Genomic DNA, 16,208 nt, shown 5'->3' on the forward strand with positions numbered 1-16,208 from the left:
TCAGAGATTAATTTTCAGAGTTCAGAGCTGAGTCTGCTTTCTTTCTATTTATTTCCTTCACCACTAATTCAAAATTTAATAATTCAAAATCCAAAATTGTTTTATACAAACAATAATATTGCACCAGTTACCAATAAGTTAATTAGCGCTAACGGGATAAAAGATTTCCATCCTAAGTGCATTAACTGGTCGTAACGGAACCTTGGTAAAGTCCATCTTATCCACATAAAAATGAATACAAATAAGAAAGCTTTTGCTAAGAAGGCTACGATACTGATAATTCCGGCAGCATTTTCTCCCCAGTTTTCACCAACCCACTGAATTCCCGGATAGTTATAGCCACCAAAGAAAAGGGTAGTAATAAGTGCTGAAGAAATAAACATGTTAACATATTCCGCAAAAAGGAATAATCCAAATTTCATAGAAGAATATTCTGTGTGGAATCCGTTAATAAGCTCTGATTCACATTCTGCTAAGTCAAAAGGTGCACGGTTACATTCTGCAAGAGAGCAAACAAAGAAAATTAGGAATGCTACAGGTTGAAGAACAATATTCCACTTCATACCTCCCCATCCGGCTTGGTTTTCTGTAATAACACGAAGATCCAGAGATCCATTCATTAATACAATAGAAAGAAGTGAAAGACCCATTGCCAATTCGTAAGAAATCATCTGTGAAGATGCCCTTACCGCAGAGATCAATGAAAATTTGTTATTGGAAGCCCATCCACCAATCATAATTGCATACACACTGGTAGATGCCATACCGATAAGGAAAAGAACACCAACATCTATATTTGCTACCTGTACAGGCAAAGATTCACCTCCGATGTTTAACGTTTTCCCCCATGGAATAACAGCTCCTGTAAGTAGAGAAATAAACATCAGGATACCCGGTGCAAGGATAAATAAAAATTTCTCGGCATTTTTAGGAATAAACTCTTCCTTGAAGAAAAGTTTACCACCATCTGCCAATGGCTGCAAAAGACCAAATGGTCCTGCACGGTTAGGTCCGATTCTGTCCTGCATAATTGCGGCAACTTTACGCTCTGCCCATGTTGAGTAAGCAGCAACTGCGATGCATAACACAAACAGGATAACGATAAGTATTGTTGTAAAAAGAATATTTGTCATGATCTATTTTTCGTGTTTGCTATCTATCTCGATTACAGTTTCAGAATCAATGCGCTTATATGAATTTTGCAATGTTCCGTACTTGTTTGTTGAAATTACAGAATGACGGTCGATATGTCTAGGTCCTTCTATAGTCCAATCCTTGGTGTCTTTTCTTTCGAAACGACAGTCGTTACATATAAATTCTTCTACTTCTCCGTAGATATCTTTTCTTGCTGTAACACGAAGAATTTCGTCTCCTTTCATCCAAAGAACAGCTTTTCCGCTACATTTCTCACACTTACAAGTTGCGTTTATCGGTTTGGTGTACCATACACGGCTTGCAAAACGGAACGTTCTGTCTGTTAATGCTCCTACAGGACATACATCGATAACGTTTCCGATAAAGTCATTGTCCAAAGCTTTGTTCAGGTAAGTAGAGATCTCAGCATGGTCTCCTCTGAAGAGGATTCCGTGTTCTCTTTCCGGAGTTAACTGATCAGCTAACAGAACGCAACGTGCACAAAGAATGCAACGGTTCATATTCAGCTTTATATATGGGCCGATATCATCGGCGTCAAAAGTTCTTCTTTCAAACTCAGTACGAGTTTGCTGAAGACCATTTTCGTAACTTAAATCCTGTAAATGACATTCTCCTGCCTGATCACAGATAGGGCAGTCTAATGGGTGATTTACCAATAAAAATTCGGTTACAGCATGTCTTGCTTCCTGTGTTTTAGGAGATTCAAGATTCTTCACTTCCATACCATCCATTACAGTTGTACGGCAGCTTGCTACTAGCTTAGGCATCGGTCTTGGATCTGCTTCAGAACCTTTAGATACCTCTACAAGACAAGTTCTGCAACGTCCACCACTTTTTTCCAGTTTGCTGTAATAGCACATTGCTGGCGGAACAGACTTTCCTCCGATTTGTCTGGCCGCTTCCAAAATAGTAGTGCCCGGAGCAACCTCAGTCGTTTGTCCGTCGATGGTTATTTTGAATTTTTTTATTTCTTCGCTCATATTATATGCTTTAAGCTATATGCATGAAGCAATAGGCTTTGTTATTTATTCTTCTTTGTATTAAATGTATAACCTATTCCGGCAAGAACCTGTCCGAAAACAAAATCCTGTTGAGCCTTGTCTGGTTTATTATTTAATGTTGTCTTAATATCCCACATGTTGATATAACCGGCTTTTCCTTCTAAACGAAGCATCCAGTGTTTAGCAAAAACAAGGTTAATACTCGCTCTGGCATCTGTACCTATCCCTGCTACATGGAAACGGTCACTTCTCTCATTTCCGAATAGTTTTACATTACTTTTCGGGAACATAAAACCTGCTCCAACTCCATAAGACCATACGATATCCCAGTTTTTGCTGGTACTTATCTTTTGGTATTTCTCAATACCTAAGTTTTCGTAATTAAGACCATCTGTATGTTCAAAAGTCAGGAATTGTTCATCCTGTAAATTTACTTGTCCGTTTTGTACCATTCCTGCATATTTCGGATCGGAAATGTGTCCGGAGAAATTTACAGTTTGGTTTTGGTCCATCACATATTTCATGTGATCAATTCCTAAAACAATCGCTAAATTGTCTTTAATAAAATAACCTGCTCTGAAATTATACTGTACTACAGTAAACCATCCCGGGTTAAAATAAACGATTCCGAATTTAGTTGGTCTATCCTGTGCTGATACATTGTTCAGTTGGAAATTATAACCATTTCCTGAAAAATGAATATCAGAATTACTAAAAGCAGCTCTGTTCCATCCAAAGAAAACAAACATTTGTCCTTTCTTTGTTAGTGGAGTGGGCTTTTCTACAATACCTGTATTGCTGTCAAGACTTTGAGCAAAACCCAAACCCGTTCCTAAAAATAGTACTGCAAGCGCAAAAAACTTCTTCATTATCTTTCTAGCAATTTATTAATTTGTAACAGCTGGTGCTGGTAACGGATCAGCATAATGTGCAAGTCCGTAGTTTTGGGTTAAACAAAGTTCAGGGTTTTTCACATGCCATTCGAATTCGTCTCTGAAGTGACGAATAGCTGCTGCTACAGGCCAAGCTGCTGCATCTCCTAACGGACAAATAGTGTTTCCTTCAATCTTACGTTGGATATCCCAAAGCAGATCGATATCTTCCATTGTTCCTTTTCCGCTGTCAATTTTCTTTAATATTCTGTACATCCAGCCAGTTCCTTCACGGCAAGGTGTACATTGTCCACAACTTTCGTGGTTATAGAATCTTGCTAATGTAAGGGTATGTTTTACAACGCACTGATCTTCATCCAGTACAATAAAACCACCAGACCCCATCATTGTTCCTGTTGCAAAACCTCCGTCAGCTAAACTCTCGTAATTCATATAACGAGGTTCACCGTTGATGGTTTTTAATAAAAGATTTGCCGGAACAATTGGAACTGATGATCCTCCGGGAATACAAGCCTTAAGCTTTTTTCCGTTTGGAATACCACCACAGTATTCGTCAGAGTAAATAAATTCTTCTACTGTAATGGTCATATCAATTTCGTAAACACCAGGTTTGTTGATATTACCACATGCAGAAATTAGTTTTGTACCTGTAGAACGGCCAACACCAATTTTAGAATATTCTGCTCCGCTGATATTGATAATTGGAACGATTGCTGCGATAGATTCCACATTGTTCACCACTGTTGGTCTTTCCCACAGACCTTTTACAGCCGGGAATGGTGGTTTCAAACGAGGATTTCCACGCTTACCTTCAAGAGATTCAAGAAGAGCAGTCTCTTCTCCGCAGATATATGCACCTGCACCTCTTTGTACATAGATTTCTAAATCGTAACCTGTTCCTAAAATATTTTTACCTAAGAATCCTTCTTTTTTAGCTTCCTCGATTGCCTCTTCAAGAATATCAGGAATCCATGAATATTCTCCACGGATATAGATATAAGAAGCATTGGAACCTAAACAGAAAGATGAAATAATCATACCCTCTATTAATAAGTGAGGAATGAATTCCATTAAATAACGGTCCTTGAAAGTTCCCGGTTCAGATTCGTCAGCATTTACAACTAAGTGTCTAGGAACACCATCTGGCTTAGCCAGGAAGCTCCACTTCATCCCTGTAGGGAAACCTGCTCCACCACGACCTCTAAGTCCGGAAGCTTTTACTTCCTCCAGAATTTCGTCCGGTGTCATTTTTAAGGCTTTTTCTACTGCATCGTAACCACCTTGCTTTCTGTAGGTGTCGAAGTAGCGAATACCTTCTATATGAGCGTCTTTAAGTAAAAGTTTCTTACTCATTTTATTATTTTTAATCTAAGGCAACAGCTCCCTGACGGCAAAGTTCAAGAATTTCGTCTACCTTTTCTTTTGTTAAATTTTCATGATAAAATTTCCCTAACTGCATCATTGGCGCATAACCACAAGCCCCCAGACATTCTGCCGGCTTTAAGGTAAACAGACCGTCTTCGGTTGTTTCTCCGTCCTTTATGTTCAGTGTTGTACGGATATGATCTAATATATCATCACTTCCTTTCAACATACAAGGACCTGTTCTGCATACTTCCAGTACATATTTACCAACAGGCTTCATATTGAACATTGTATAGAAAGTTGCTACTTCGTAAACCTCGATTGGTCTTATATTAAGCAGCTCTGCAACGTAATCCATTACCGGTACATCCAGCCAGCCGCCAAACTCTTTTTGTGCAACATGCAACAAAGGAATAAGAGCTGATTTTTGTCTGCCCTCCGGATATCTTGCGATAATTTTATTTACCTGTTCTATAACTTCAGGTTTAAAAGCAATTGTTTCGCTCATTTTTGAAATTTTAGATTTTAGATTTTAAATTCTGAAATGAATTCAGCAGTCTAAAAATCAATTTATAATTTATAATTCAAAATTTATAATTCTTCTATGCATCCAATTCTCCTGCAATTACATTAAGGCTACTTAATGTTACAACTGCGTCAGAAATTAAAGAGCCACGTATCATTTCAGGGTATGCCTGGTAATAAATGAAACATGGTCTTCTAAAGTGTAATCTGTAAGGTGTACGGCCTCCGTCGCTAATCATATAGAAACCAAGTTCTCCGTTTCCACCTTCTACACTGTGGTATACTTCTCCTACAGGAATATCCTGCTCACCCATAACAATCTTGAAGTGATAAATAAGAGCTTCCATCTTGGTGTACACATCTGCCTTTTCTGGTAAGTAGAAATCTGGTACATCTGCGTGGTAAGATCCCTGAGGAAGATTTTCATAAGCGTTTTTAATAAGCTTATAACTTTCCATAATCTCAGTCTGGCGAACCATGAATCTGTCGTATGTATCTCCGGCAGTACCAATTGGTACGATGAAGTCGAAGTCGTCATATGAAGAATATGGTTGTGCTACTCTTACATCATAGTCAACACCTGCAGCACGTAAGTTTGGTCCTGTGAAGCTGTAGCTTAGTGCTCTTTCTGCACTAATTGCTCCTGTACCAATAGTACGATCCATGAAAATTCTGTTTCTTTCCATTAAGCTCTGATATTCACCAAATTTCTTAGGGAAAGTTTTAAGGAAATCTCTTAGCAGTTCATGGAATTTTGGACTGAAGTCTCTTTCGAAACCTCCAATTCTTCCCATGTTAGTTGTCATTCTGGCACCGCAGATCTGCTCGTATATATCATAAATTTGTTCACGTACCTGGAACAAATAAGTAAATCCTGTTAAAGCACCGGTATCTACACCAATAACACCGTTACATACCATGTGGTCTGCAATTCTGGAAAGTTCCATCATAATAATACGCATATAGTCTACACGCTTAGGAACTTCGCAACCGATTAATTTCTCAACTGTCATATGCCATCCAAAATTATTGATGGGAGCAGAACAGTAATTTAATCTGTCTGTTAGAGTTGTGATCTGGCCATAAGGTCTTCTTTCAGCAATTTTTTCAAAAGCTCTGTGAATATAACCAACAGTCTGCTCTGAATGAAGAATTCTTTCTCCGTCCATAGTCAGTACGTTTTGGAAAATACCGTGTGTCGCCGGGTGGGTTGGTCCCAGGTTTAGCGTATAAAGCTGTTGGTCGATTTGCTCTTTCGACTCGTATTGGCTAAGTATATTTGATAAATTGTTATCTTTCATTTCGCTATAATTGATGGGCGATAATTGATAATTGATTTTTGGATCAGCAATCAATCATCATTAATCATTTATAAATTATCTTCCGAACATTGAATCGTTCTTGTCTGTACGTGTTCCGTCTTCAAGGCGATATTCTTTCAGCATAGGGTGATAACCCAGATCTTCCATATTTAGAATAGGACGCATATCGGGATGTCCTTTAAAGTCTATTCCATAGAAATCAAAAGTTTCTCTTTCCATCCAGTTGGCTCCGGAATAAAGATCGCTGATGGTTTCTATAGTAGCACTTTCTCTTGGCATGAAAGTTTTCAGTCTCAATCTGAAGTTATTTACCAAACTGTGTAGGTGGTAAACTACTCCTAATTCTTTTTCCTGATTATCCGGGTAATGAACTCCACAGATATCGGTAAGGAATATAAATTCGTATGAAGATTCTTTAAGATAGTGGATAACCTTTTTAGTCTCTTCTTTCTTTAGCTCGATTGTCAGAAGCCCGTAAGGTTCTGATGAGTTTAGAACAGCTTCAGGAAACTCTCTTGAAATGGCTTCAAGTACTAATTCATTTGTTAGTTCCATGGGCTTATTTAATGTTATAAGATTCTAATAGTTCTTTGTACTCCGGAAGATCACGTCTTCTAAGGCTTTCGCTTTTGGCAATTGCCTGTACCTGCATAAAGCCTTCTAAGATCTGTTCAGGTCTTGGAGGACATCCAGGAACATAAACATCTACAGGTATTACTTTGTCGATTCCCTGAAGAACAGAATAAGTATCGAATATCCCACCACTTGAAGCACAAGCGCCTACAGCTACTACCCAACGAGGCTCTGCCATCTGGCTGTAAACTGTTTTTAAAATTGGAGCCAATTTTTTTGAAATGGTTCCGCATACCAATAATATGTCAGCCTGACGAGGGGAGAATACCATACGCTCACCACCAAAACGGGCAAGGTCATAAGTGGGGTTCATCATCGCCATAAACTCGATTCCGCAACAAGATGTAGCAAACGGAAGCGGCCAAAGAGAATTTGCTCTGGCCATACCAATAAGGCTGTCTAGTTTCGTTGCAAAAAAACCTTCTCCGGCATGACCTGGAGGAGGAGTTTCTAATATTTTAACTTCTTTTGACATCTCTTTTTTGTTTTAATCTTCTGATTAAAAATTTAATTATTTATCCCAGTCCAATGCGCCTCTTTTCAATACATAGAAAAATGCAATGAAGAAGATCGCCACAAACGTTACAATGGCCATAAAGCCTTCCACGCCAAACTCTCTGAAATTAACGGCATAAGGATAGAAGAATACTATCTCGATATCGAATAGTACGAAAAGGATTGCAGTAAGAAAATATTTTACAGAAAAAGGCGTTCTTGCATCACCTACAGACGTATAACCACTTTCAAAAGCTTTATCTTTTACTTCTCCTTTTACTTTAGGTCCCAATAAGCTGGATGCGATAATGGTAACTATCACAAAGCCAAGTGCTACAGCAGCTTGTATTAATATTGGGATATAATTTTCTGGCAAGTTCATAATATCTTAATTACTAACTTGCAATAATACTAAAATTATAGGTAAAATTGAAATTACAAAGGCAATGTTTCTCGCTGAAAGCCAGAGGAAAAGGTAATTTAGAATGATTAAAAATAAATTATTTTTTACCTTTTAATCGCTTCAAAATCACAAAGGCAATATATGCGATGTATAGGAATAAAAAACTGGAAAAAACAATATTAATTAAATCATTAAGCTGATCGTCTTTTACACGGAAAAATTGGTTGTAAGCAAAGAAGATAACAATAAGTATAGCGTATATGATAAGTTGCTTTTTCATGTCTTTTGTCTTGTAAGATTAATAGATTAAAATTCTTTGCTGTAAGTTCTTCTTCTTTTATGATTTACTGGACTGTAATCCTGCCATAGAAGTTGGATGTTTTTGTTCTCTTCAAGTTCGGGATTTGTTTCCAGAAACTTCACACCTTTTTTCTTGAAAATTTCATAAATTTCTTTGAAGATAATAGCAGTTACTCCGCGGCGTTGATATTCCGGGTGTATGCCTATCAGGTAGAAATTGGCACGGTCATTTTTTTTGCCTGCCTGTAAAAAATGCCACCATCCAAAAGGGAATAGCTTTCCGTTGGCTTTTTGTAAGGCCTTTGAATATGAAGGCATAGTGATAGCAAAAGAAATAAGTTTGTCATTGGCATCGGTAATGCAAACAATGAAATCTTTATCTATGAAACCAAAATATTTCTCCTTATACGTTTGGATCTGTTGCTGGGTGATAGGGGTATAGGTAGATAGTCCTTTGTAGGTTTCGTCCAGAAGTTGGAACATAGGTTCTACTAAAGGAAGTATTTCTTTTTTGTTATTAAATTTCAGAACCTTTAGCTGATATTTTTCTTTAATGAGATCGTTGAACTTAATCACCTTTTCGCTCAAAACTTCAGGGAAAGCAAGTTCAAATTCAACCCATTCTTTCTCTTTTACCAGTCCCAGCTGCTCCAGATGTTGTGGGTAATAATCGAAGTTATAGATGCCAATCATAGTGGCTAGTTTGTCAAAACCCATTGTCAGCATTCCCGCTTTATCCAGATTGGTAAAGCCCATAGGGCCTTCAATTTTATTTATATTGTGCTGCTTGGCATATTCTATAGCTTTTTCTATAAGCGCTTTTGAAACATTGATATCGTCAATAAAGTCTATCCATCCAAAGCGTACTTTATGAATATCCAGCTCTTTGCCTTCTTTGTGGTTAATCATCACGGCTATTCTACCAACAACCTGATTGTTTTTGTATGCAAGATATAGCTCGGCTTCACTATAAGCGAGTGCCGGGTTTTCTTTTGGATCCCATATTTGTTTCTCATCATTTATTAATGCAGGAACATAATTTGGGTTGTTTTTGTATAGTGTCATCGGAAACTGAATAAAATCTGTAAGCATTTTATCATTAATGACTTTTCTAAGGGAGATTTCCGACATGTTTATTTTAATTTTCTGCAAATATAAAGAATTGCATTTTTTTACCTTGTTTTTGGCATGGTTTTTTCCTTCATAGGATGTAAGATTTAGACAGAAATTACACAAATGTTTAGTTATTATTTTATATTATTAATCATATTTATAGCCAGCGTAATTGTGCAAAACAGGCTCAGATCGAAGTTTGATTATTATTCAAAACTGAGATTGCGCAATCATATGTCGGGCAAAGAAATTGCTGAAAAAATGCTGGCGGAGAATGGGATTCGGGATGTCGTTGTAACTTCGGTTCCCGGACAGTTGACGGATCACTATGATCCCACTAATAAAACAGTAAATTTATCAGAAGCGGTATACATGCAGAGAAATGCAGCAGCGGCAGCTGTAGCAGCTCATGAATGTGGGCATGCAATACAACATGCGGAGGGTTACTCCATGTTGAGGCTGCGGTCCAAACTTGTTCCTGTAGTGAATATTAGTTCCAGATTATTACAGTTTGTTTTATTTGCAGGGATTATTGTAATGGCTTCCAGTGGGAACAAAACATTGTTAGCGCTGGGTGTTATATTATTTGCTGTAACAACGATGTTTGCATTTGTTACATTGCCAGTAGAGTATGACGCAAGTAACAGAGCTTTGAAATGGCTTGAAAAGAGTGGAACAGTAACTGTAGATGAACAGGATGCTGCTCAGGATTCTTTAAAATGGGCAGCAAGAACTTATGTGGTTGCAGCTTTGGGATCTCTGGCTCAGTTGCTGTACTTTGCTTCTATGCTTTCGGGTGGACGAAGAGATTAAAATCATATTTATCAATACAATAAAGAAAAGACTGTTTCAGAAGAAGCAGTCTTTTCTTTATTGTAAATCTTAATTTTATTTTCGGTGGGTAAACCTTTTCGTGATTCCTAATTAAGCCTTATGGTAATTTTGATAAGGTTGCATTGTGTTTTTAGTATCTCTTTTTGATAATATAAAATATGATTTTCTTCTGTCTTTTTTATCAGAATAGGAAGTTAAAAAATAAAATAGCATCTTTGCGGCTATGAAAAATAAGGTTTCGCAAAGCTTATTGTTATTTGTTTTGTTTTTAGTTTTTAGTGCGGCTGCTTTTGGTGTTAATTTTTTGTTGATACAACAAGGTATAACTGTATCTTATAAACTGCATTTCCTGTTTTTCTTTCTTCATTTTCTTAGTTTGGCTAGTATTATAGGTGTTAGCCTTATTAAAAAAGAGCTTATTGCTTATGTGTATGTAGCTTTTCTTATTGTGAAAATGGGTGGAGTTATATTTTTAGCATACAAGTTTCCGGAGATGAAGCAAAACCTGATGTTGTATTTTGGTTTTTACTGGTATTATCTGCTTGTAGAAACAGCTTTGGTTGTTGCTTTAATCAGAATACAGGATAAAAATCATAAAATAAATAAATCTGACACGCTTTGATATGTCATTTAAATCCTTATTTTTGCAAAAAATTTAGAATTCTGGTATGAATGTAAAGAAGATCCTTTATTTGCTTACGTTTTTAGTCGCAGGACTTGTATTTGCCTCTTCCACAGAGGGTCAGCAAAAGCCTGAGAAGTATAACCCTGTGCCAGATATTATGCACCATATCTCGGATTCTCACTCTTGGCATTTCTGGGGAGAAGGTGAAAAATCAGTAAGCCTTTCGCTTCCGATAATTTTGTTAGATAACGGACTAAAAGTCTTCTCTTCTGCAAAATTCGGTCATCATGAAGATGAAGTAGCTGAAGTAGATGGTAACTATTATAAGCTTTACCATAATAAAATTTATAAAACTGATGCTGCGGGGACGCTTAACATGCATGAAGACCACCCTACAAATGCAAAACCTCTGGATTTTTCAATCACAAAAGTTGTTGCGCAGATGTTATTAGCGGCAGTTATCCTTATATTGATTGCATTTGCAACAAGAGGTAGTTATAAGAAGTCTCAGGTTCCTTCAGGAATTGCAAGATTTATTGAGCCACTTATTATTTTTGTACGTGATGAAATCGCTTTACAAAACATTGGTTCTGTTAAATATAAGAGATTTGTTCCTTATTTAGTTACGCTTTTCCTTTTCATCTGGCTGATGAATATCTTAGGATTACTTCCGGGATCAGCTAACGTAACAGGGAATATCGCTTTCACTATGGTAATGGCAGTTCTTACTTTCATTATAGTGAATGTTAACGGTAGAAAAACTTACTGGTCTCACATCTTTGACCCGTTAGGGAATAATATGCCATGGGCAGGTAAGTTATTAGTATATGTAATTCTTGTTCCTGTGGAGATCTTAGGTATGTTTACTAAGCCGATTGCACTAATGATTCGTCTTTTTGCTAACATGACTGCAGGGCACATTGTAATCCTGAGTTTAGTATCATTAATCTTCATTATGCAGTCTTACGCTGTAGCTCCGGTATCAGTAGCACTAACATTGTTCATCAACGTACTGGAAGTATTAGTAGCAGCATTACAGGCTTACATCTTTACATTGTTAACAGCATTGTTTATCGGTATGGCAGTTGAAGAGCCTCACCACGCACACTAAGATTTTAGAAATAAGAAATAAATTATAAAACAACCATTTTAATTATAAAGTTATGACAGGTAGTATCGCAGCAATCGGAGCTGGATTAGCAGTTCTAGGAGTTGGATTAGGTATTGGTAAAATCGGTGGTCACGCAATGGACGCTATTGCAAGACAGCCAGAACAATCAGGAAAAATCCAAACTGCAATGATTATCGCAGCAGCTCTTATCGAGGGTGCTGGTCTATTCGGTATCGTAGTAGCAATGCTAGGTAACGGATAAGAAAAATCTAGAAATTCTGTAAACGGTTGGTTTGCAGAATTTCTTTTACTTTTGAAAAATTAAACTGAATAGTATAAAAATATTATAAATGGATTTATTAACTCCTTCAATCGGTAACATATTCTGGACTACAGTAGTTTTCTTAATTTTAGTAATCTTACTAGGTAAGTTTGCATGGAAGCCAATTCTTTCTGCAATCAATACAAGAGAAACGAATATCGTAGATGCTCTTAACCAGGTTAAATTAGCTAAGGCTGAAATGGAAAACCTAAAAGCAGACAACGAAAGAATTATTCGTGAAGCTAAAATCGAAAGAGACGCTATCCTTAAAGAAGCAAGAGAGATTAAAGACAAAATCGTTGGTGAAGCCAAGGATGCTGCAAAAACTGAAGGTGATAAAATGATTGAGCAGGCTAGACAAACCATTACTGCTGAGAAAAATGCTGCTATGGCAGATATCAAATCTCAGATTGGTGAACTTTCTGTAAATATTGCTGAGTCTATCCTTAAGCAAAAGCTTGATAACAATGATGCTCAGAACCAATTAGTAGAAAATATTCTTAATAAATCTAACTTAAACTAAGATGCGTATATCCAAAGTAGCAAAGAGATACGCAAAAGGTCTGTTAGACTTTACTCAGGAAACAGGAAATACAGCTTCTGTTTTTGCTGAAATGAAGGATGTTGTGAAAATTTTAGATGCTTCTTCGGAACTTAATAAATTCTTCGCAAGCCCTTTTATCGAGGCAAAAAAGAAAATTAGTATTACTGAACAGATTTTTGCACAGTTTTCTCAAACCAGCAGAAATATTATTGCATTAGCTATTAAGCAAGGCAGAGAAAGCCAGATTAAAGGTATTGCACAGGAATATATAAACAATGTAGAAGATCTGAATGGTGTACAAAGAATTTCTTTGGTTACAGCAACTCAGCTTACACAACAAAATATCGAAGATATCCTGAAAGGATCTTCATTGGTAGATCACTCTAAAACTTTTGATATTGAAACAAGTATCAAACCAGAAATTCTGGGAGGTTATGTCCTAAGAGTAGGTGACCAGCAAGTAGACGCTTCTGTAAGAACGAAGCTATCTAACATTAGAAAAGAATTTGAACTTAACTAAGATAATCAGACCAAAATGGCAGAAATAAATCCGGCAGAAGTATCTGCAATCTTAAAACAACAATTGGCAAACTTTGATACTCAAAGTGATGTCCAGGAAGTAGGAACCGTACTTCAGATCGGTGACGGTATCGCACGTGTTTACGGGTTAGAAAACGTACAATATGGTGAGCTTGTAAGATTTGAAAGCGGTGTTGAAGGGATGGTACTTAACCTTGAAGAAGATAACGTTGGTGTAGCTCTTCTTGGACAATCTAAAGCAGTAAAAGAAGGTGATACTGTAAAAAGAACCAACACTATTGCTTCTATTAAAGTTGGTGAAGGTTTATTAGGTCGTGTAGTAGATACATTAGGTAATCCGGTGGACGGTAAAGGTGCTGTTGCTGGTGATCTATACGAAATGCCTTTGGAAAGAAAAGCTCCTGGAGTAATCTACCGTCAGCCTGTAACCGAGCCTTTACAAACAGGTATCGTTGCAATTGACTCTATGATCCCTGTAGGTAGAGGACAAAGAGAGCTTATTATCGGTGACCGTCAGACAGGTAAAACTACTGTGGCTATCGATACTATTCTTAACCAAAAAGAATTTTATGATGCAGGTCAGCCTGTATATTGTATATATGTTGCTGTAGGGCAAAAAGCTTCTACTGTAGCACAAATTGTAAAAACTCTTGAAGATAAAGGAGCTATGGCTTATACGGTAATCGTTACAGCTAATGCTTCCGATCCGGTTCCAATGCAGGTATATGCACCATTAGCCGGAGCTTCAATTGGTGAGTACTTCAGAGACACTGGTCGTCCTGCATTAATTATCTATGATGACCTTTCTAAGCAAGCTGTAGCATACCGTGAGCTTTCTCTACTTTTAAGAAGACCACCAGGTCGTGAAGCTTATCCAGGTGACGTATTCTACCTTCACTCAAGATTATTAGAAAGAGCTGCAAAAATTATCGGTGACGATGAAATCGCTAAGCAAATGAACGACTTACCAGAGTCTTTAAAGCCTCTAGTAAAAGGAGGAGGTTCATTAACTGCTCTTCCAATTATCGAGACTCAGGCGGGTGACGTTTCTGCATATATCCCGACTAACGTAATTTCTATTACAGACGGCCAGATTTTCTTGGAGTCTGACTTATTCAACTCTGGTGTACGTCCGGCTATTAACGTAGGTATCTCCGTATCTCGTGTAGGGGGTAACGCTCAGATCAAGTCTATGAAAAAAGTATCTGGTACCCTAAAATTAGACCAGGCACAATATAAAGAACTAGAAGCGTTTGCTAAATTCGGTTCTGACCTTGATGCTGCTACTTTAGCAGTAATCTCTAAAGGGGAAAGAAACGTAGAAGTATTGAAGCAAGGTGTTAACTCTCCGCTTCCTGTTGAAGAGCAGATTGCTATGATCTATGCTGGTACTGAAAACTTAATGAGAAAAGTGCCGATCAACAAAGTAAAAGAGTTCTTAAGAGATTACGTAGATTTCTTAAAAGCAAAACACGCTGATACTTTAGCGGCTTTAAAAGCAGGTAAATACGATAATAACCTAACTTCTGTTCTGAAGCAGGTTGCTGACGATATCGCTGCAAAATACAACTAAGATTTAGTTGATGGTTTCTGGTTGACAGTTATAAGCTGGCAACCAGAAACCAATAACCAACAACTATATAAAAGAGAATGGCAAACTTAAAAGAAATACGAGGAAGGATTTCATCCATTTCATCTACAATGCAAATTACCAGTGCTATGAAAATGGTTTCGGCAGCGAAACTAAAGAAAGCACAGGATGCTATTGTGATGCTTCGCCCTTACTCCGAAAAACTTCAGGAAATAATAGAAAACGTTAGTTCTACACTAGATCAGGAAACGCTTTCGGTTTATGCACAACCAAGAGAAGTTAAAAGAATCCTGTTCATTGCAGTTACTTCTAACAGAGGTCTTGCAGGAGCTTTCAACTCTTCTGTTATCAAAGAAGTTAATGCTCAGTATCAGCAAAATTCAGCTTTTGAAGTTGAAGTGTTGACTATTGGTAAAAAAGCGTTTGATGCTTTCAGAGCTTCTAAGAAAATCTATGATAACCACAGCGATCTTTACGATTCTTTAACTTTTGAAGGCGTAGCACATGTAGCTGAGGATATCATGAGAGATTTCCGTCAGGGAGTGTTTGATGAAGTATATCTGGTGTACAACAAATTCCTTAATGCGGCAACGCAGGAAGTACAGACAGAAAAACTTCTTCCTATTACAATGCCTGAAAAGAAAGAAGCTGAGAAGAGTGCAATCGAAACCGATTATATCTTCGAACCAAACCGCACCGAAATTCTGGAAACTTTAATTCCTAAATCTATCAAGACTCAGGTTTATAAAGCAATCCTAGATTCAGTAGCTTCTGAGCATGGTGCAAGGATGACTGCAATGCACAAAGCAACAGATAATGCACAGGCATTGAAAAATGACCTGGTTATCTTCTACAACAAAGCACGTCAGGCTGCGATTACCAACGAAATCTTGGAAATTGTATCCGGAGCAGAAGCTTTGAAAAACAGCTAAAAAATTTCAACAAAATAATTAAAAGCGCTTATCCTTTGGGTAAGCGCTTTTTTGTATTTTTATATATGTTTATTCAAATTGTTGAAAAGAAAGATAAAGACTATTCCGTTATACAGGGAATTTATAATATGGTACAGAATGAAATGCCTTTTCTTTCTGAAATACCCGACTTAAAAAATGCGTTGGCTGGTGAAGTTGTTTACGAAGCCATTGCGGAAGAAGATGTAATAGCTTTTATATCCTTGTGGGAGCCGGATAATTTTATTCATTATTTATTTGTTAACCCTTTATATCAAAGTAAAGGAATAGGTTTACAATTGATTACCCTTCTTTCAGAAGTATATGGGAGGCCTTTAGGACTAAAATGCTTGTCAGCGAATGCAAATGCAATTCGTTTCTATAAAAAAAATGGTTTTCATGAAATATACCGTGGAATATCTGCTGAAGGCGAATATATTTACTTTGAACTCCAATAATAATAAAAAGTTAACACAGGAAGTACAG

General features: G+C 37.2%; 20 protein-coding genes. 9 read left to right on the plus strand and 11 right to left on the minus strand.

The features are described 5' to 3' along the window. Positions 1–101: 101 nt before the first annotated feature. The 11 genes from nuoH to BAZ10_RS08085 form a co-directional block, all read right to left on the minus strand. Entirely contained in the window at positions 102–1,133 is a 1,032-nt protein-coding gene (gene nuoH / locus BAZ10_RS08035; protein ID WP_078771611.1) for an NADH-quinone oxidoreductase subunit NuoH, read from the minus strand. A gap of 3 nt (positions 1,134–1,136) precedes the next feature. Continuing rightward, the gene (locus BAZ10_RS08040) at positions 1,137–2,135 is read right to left on the minus strand and encodes a 2Fe-2S iron-sulfur cluster-binding protein (RefSeq protein ID WP_078771612.1); all 999 of its coding nucleotides are present in this window, start codon (positions 2,133–2,135) and stop codon (positions 1,137–1,139) included. A 41-nt stretch (positions 2,136–2,176) separates the two neighbouring features. Further along, the gene (locus BAZ10_RS08045) at positions 2,177–3,025 is read right to left on the minus strand and encodes a hypothetical protein (protein ID WP_078771613.1); all 849 of its coding nucleotides are present in this window, start codon (positions 3,023–3,025) and stop codon (positions 2,177–2,179) included. Between the two features lie 18 nt (positions 3,026–3,043). Beyond that, a complete protein-coding gene (gene nuoF, locus BAZ10_RS08050; RefSeq protein WP_024568348.1) occupies positions 3,044–4,402 on the minus strand; it encodes an NADH-quinone oxidoreductase subunit NuoF in 1,359 nt (452 codons plus the stop codon). Positions 4,403–4,412: 10 nt separating this feature from the next. Then, positions 4,413–4,922 carry an NADH-quinone oxidoreductase subunit NuoE family protein gene (locus BAZ10_RS08055; RefSeq protein ID WP_078771614.1) on the minus strand — a complete coding sequence of 170 codons (510 nt, stop codon included), beginning with the start codon at positions 4,920–4,922 and terminating at the stop codon, positions 4,413–4,415. A 94-nt stretch (positions 4,923–5,016) separates the two neighbouring features. Beyond that, positions 5,017–6,240 (minus strand): NADH-quinone oxidoreductase subunit D, encoded by a 1,224-nt coding sequence (locus tag BAZ10_RS08060; RefSeq protein WP_059154209.1) that lies wholly within the window; start codon positions 6,238–6,240, stop codon positions 5,017–5,019. A 75-nt stretch (positions 6,241–6,315) separates the two neighbouring features. Then, positions 6,316–6,816: an NADH-quinone oxidoreductase subunit C gene (locus tag BAZ10_RS08065; RefSeq protein WP_078771615.1), complete on the minus strand. Its 501-nt coding sequence runs from the start codon at positions 6,814–6,816 to the stop codon at positions 6,316–6,318. A gap of 4 nt (positions 6,817–6,820) precedes the next feature. Then, on the minus strand, positions 6,821–7,369 hold the full coding sequence (locus BAZ10_RS08070; protein WP_009087725.1) for an NADH-quinone oxidoreductase subunit B: 549 nt from the start codon (positions 7,367–7,369) through the stop codon (positions 6,821–6,823). Between the two features lie 36 nt (positions 7,370–7,405). Beyond that, the gene (locus BAZ10_RS08075; protein ID WP_078771616.1) at positions 7,406–7,771 is read right to left on the minus strand and encodes an NADH-quinone oxidoreductase subunit A; all 366 of its coding nucleotides are present in this window, start codon (positions 7,769–7,771) and stop codon (positions 7,406–7,408) included. Positions 7,772–7,889: 118 nt separating this feature from the next. Then, positions 7,890–8,072 (minus strand): hypothetical protein, encoded by a 183-nt coding sequence (locus tag BAZ10_RS19255; RefSeq protein ID WP_078771617.1) that lies wholly within the window; start codon positions 8,070–8,072, stop codon positions 7,890–7,892. 26 nt (positions 8,073–8,098) lie between these two features. Continuing rightward, positions 8,099–9,223 (minus strand): GNAT family N-acetyltransferase, encoded by a 1,125-nt coding sequence (locus BAZ10_RS08085; RefSeq protein WP_078771618.1) that lies wholly within the window; start codon positions 9,221–9,223, stop codon positions 8,099–8,101. A 105-nt stretch (positions 9,224–9,328) separates the two neighbouring features. Between BAZ10_RS08085 and BAZ10_RS08090 the strand changes: the two genes are divergently transcribed. From BAZ10_RS08090 to BAZ10_RS08130, 9 genes are all read left to right on the plus strand, one after another. Continuing rightward, on the plus strand, positions 9,329–10,018 hold the full coding sequence (locus tag BAZ10_RS08090) for a zinc metallopeptidase (protein WP_078771619.1): 690 nt from the start codon (positions 9,329–9,331) through the stop codon (positions 10,016–10,018). A gap of 244 nt (positions 10,019–10,262) precedes the next feature. Next, positions 10,263–10,661: a hypothetical protein gene (locus BAZ10_RS08095; protein WP_078771620.1), complete on the plus strand. Its 399-nt coding sequence runs from the start codon at positions 10,263–10,265 to the stop codon at positions 10,659–10,661. Positions 10,662–10,707: 46 nt separating this feature from the next. Then, positions 10,708–11,775, plus strand: a complete 1,068-nt coding sequence (gene atpB, locus BAZ10_RS08100; protein ID WP_078771621.1) for a F0F1 ATP synthase subunit A — start codon at positions 10,708–10,710, stop codon at positions 11,773–11,775. A 52-nt stretch (positions 11,776–11,827) separates the two neighbouring features. Beyond that, a complete protein-coding gene (gene atpE, locus BAZ10_RS08105; protein WP_009087709.1) occupies positions 11,828–12,037 on the plus strand; it encodes an ATP synthase F0 subunit C in 210 nt (69 codons plus the stop codon). A gap of 88 nt (positions 12,038–12,125) precedes the next feature. Then, entirely contained in the window at positions 12,126–12,620 is a 495-nt protein-coding gene (locus tag BAZ10_RS08110) for a F0F1 ATP synthase subunit B (RefSeq protein ID WP_009087706.1), read from the plus strand. Position 12,621: 1 nt separating this feature from the next. Further along, positions 12,622–13,161 carry an ATP synthase F1 subunit delta gene (atpH, locus tag BAZ10_RS08115; protein ID WP_078771622.1) on the plus strand — a complete coding sequence of 180 codons (540 nt, stop codon included), beginning with the start codon at positions 12,622–12,624 and terminating at the stop codon, positions 13,159–13,161. 15 nt (positions 13,162–13,176) lie between these two features. Further along, a complete protein-coding gene (gene atpA / locus BAZ10_RS08120) occupies positions 13,177–14,754 on the plus strand; it encodes a F0F1 ATP synthase subunit alpha (RefSeq protein WP_009087699.1) in 1,578 nt (525 codons plus the stop codon). Positions 14,755–14,831: 77 nt separating this feature from the next. Continuing rightward, on the plus strand, positions 14,832–15,704 hold the full coding sequence (gene atpG / locus BAZ10_RS08125) for an ATP synthase F1 subunit gamma (RefSeq protein WP_059343729.1): 873 nt from the start codon (positions 14,832–14,834) through the stop codon (positions 15,702–15,704). A 65-nt stretch (positions 15,705–15,769) separates the two neighbouring features. After that, positions 15,770–16,180, plus strand: a complete 411-nt coding sequence (locus BAZ10_RS08130; RefSeq protein WP_078771623.1) for a GNAT family N-acetyltransferase — start codon at positions 15,770–15,772, stop codon at positions 16,178–16,180. Positions 16,181–16,208 lie beyond the last annotated feature (28 nt).

It is taken from the genome of Elizabethkingia occulta (assembly GCF_002023715.1).
Classification (GTDB): Bacteria; Bacteroidota; Bacteroidia; order Flavobacteriales; family Weeksellaceae; genus Elizabethkingia; species Elizabethkingia occulta.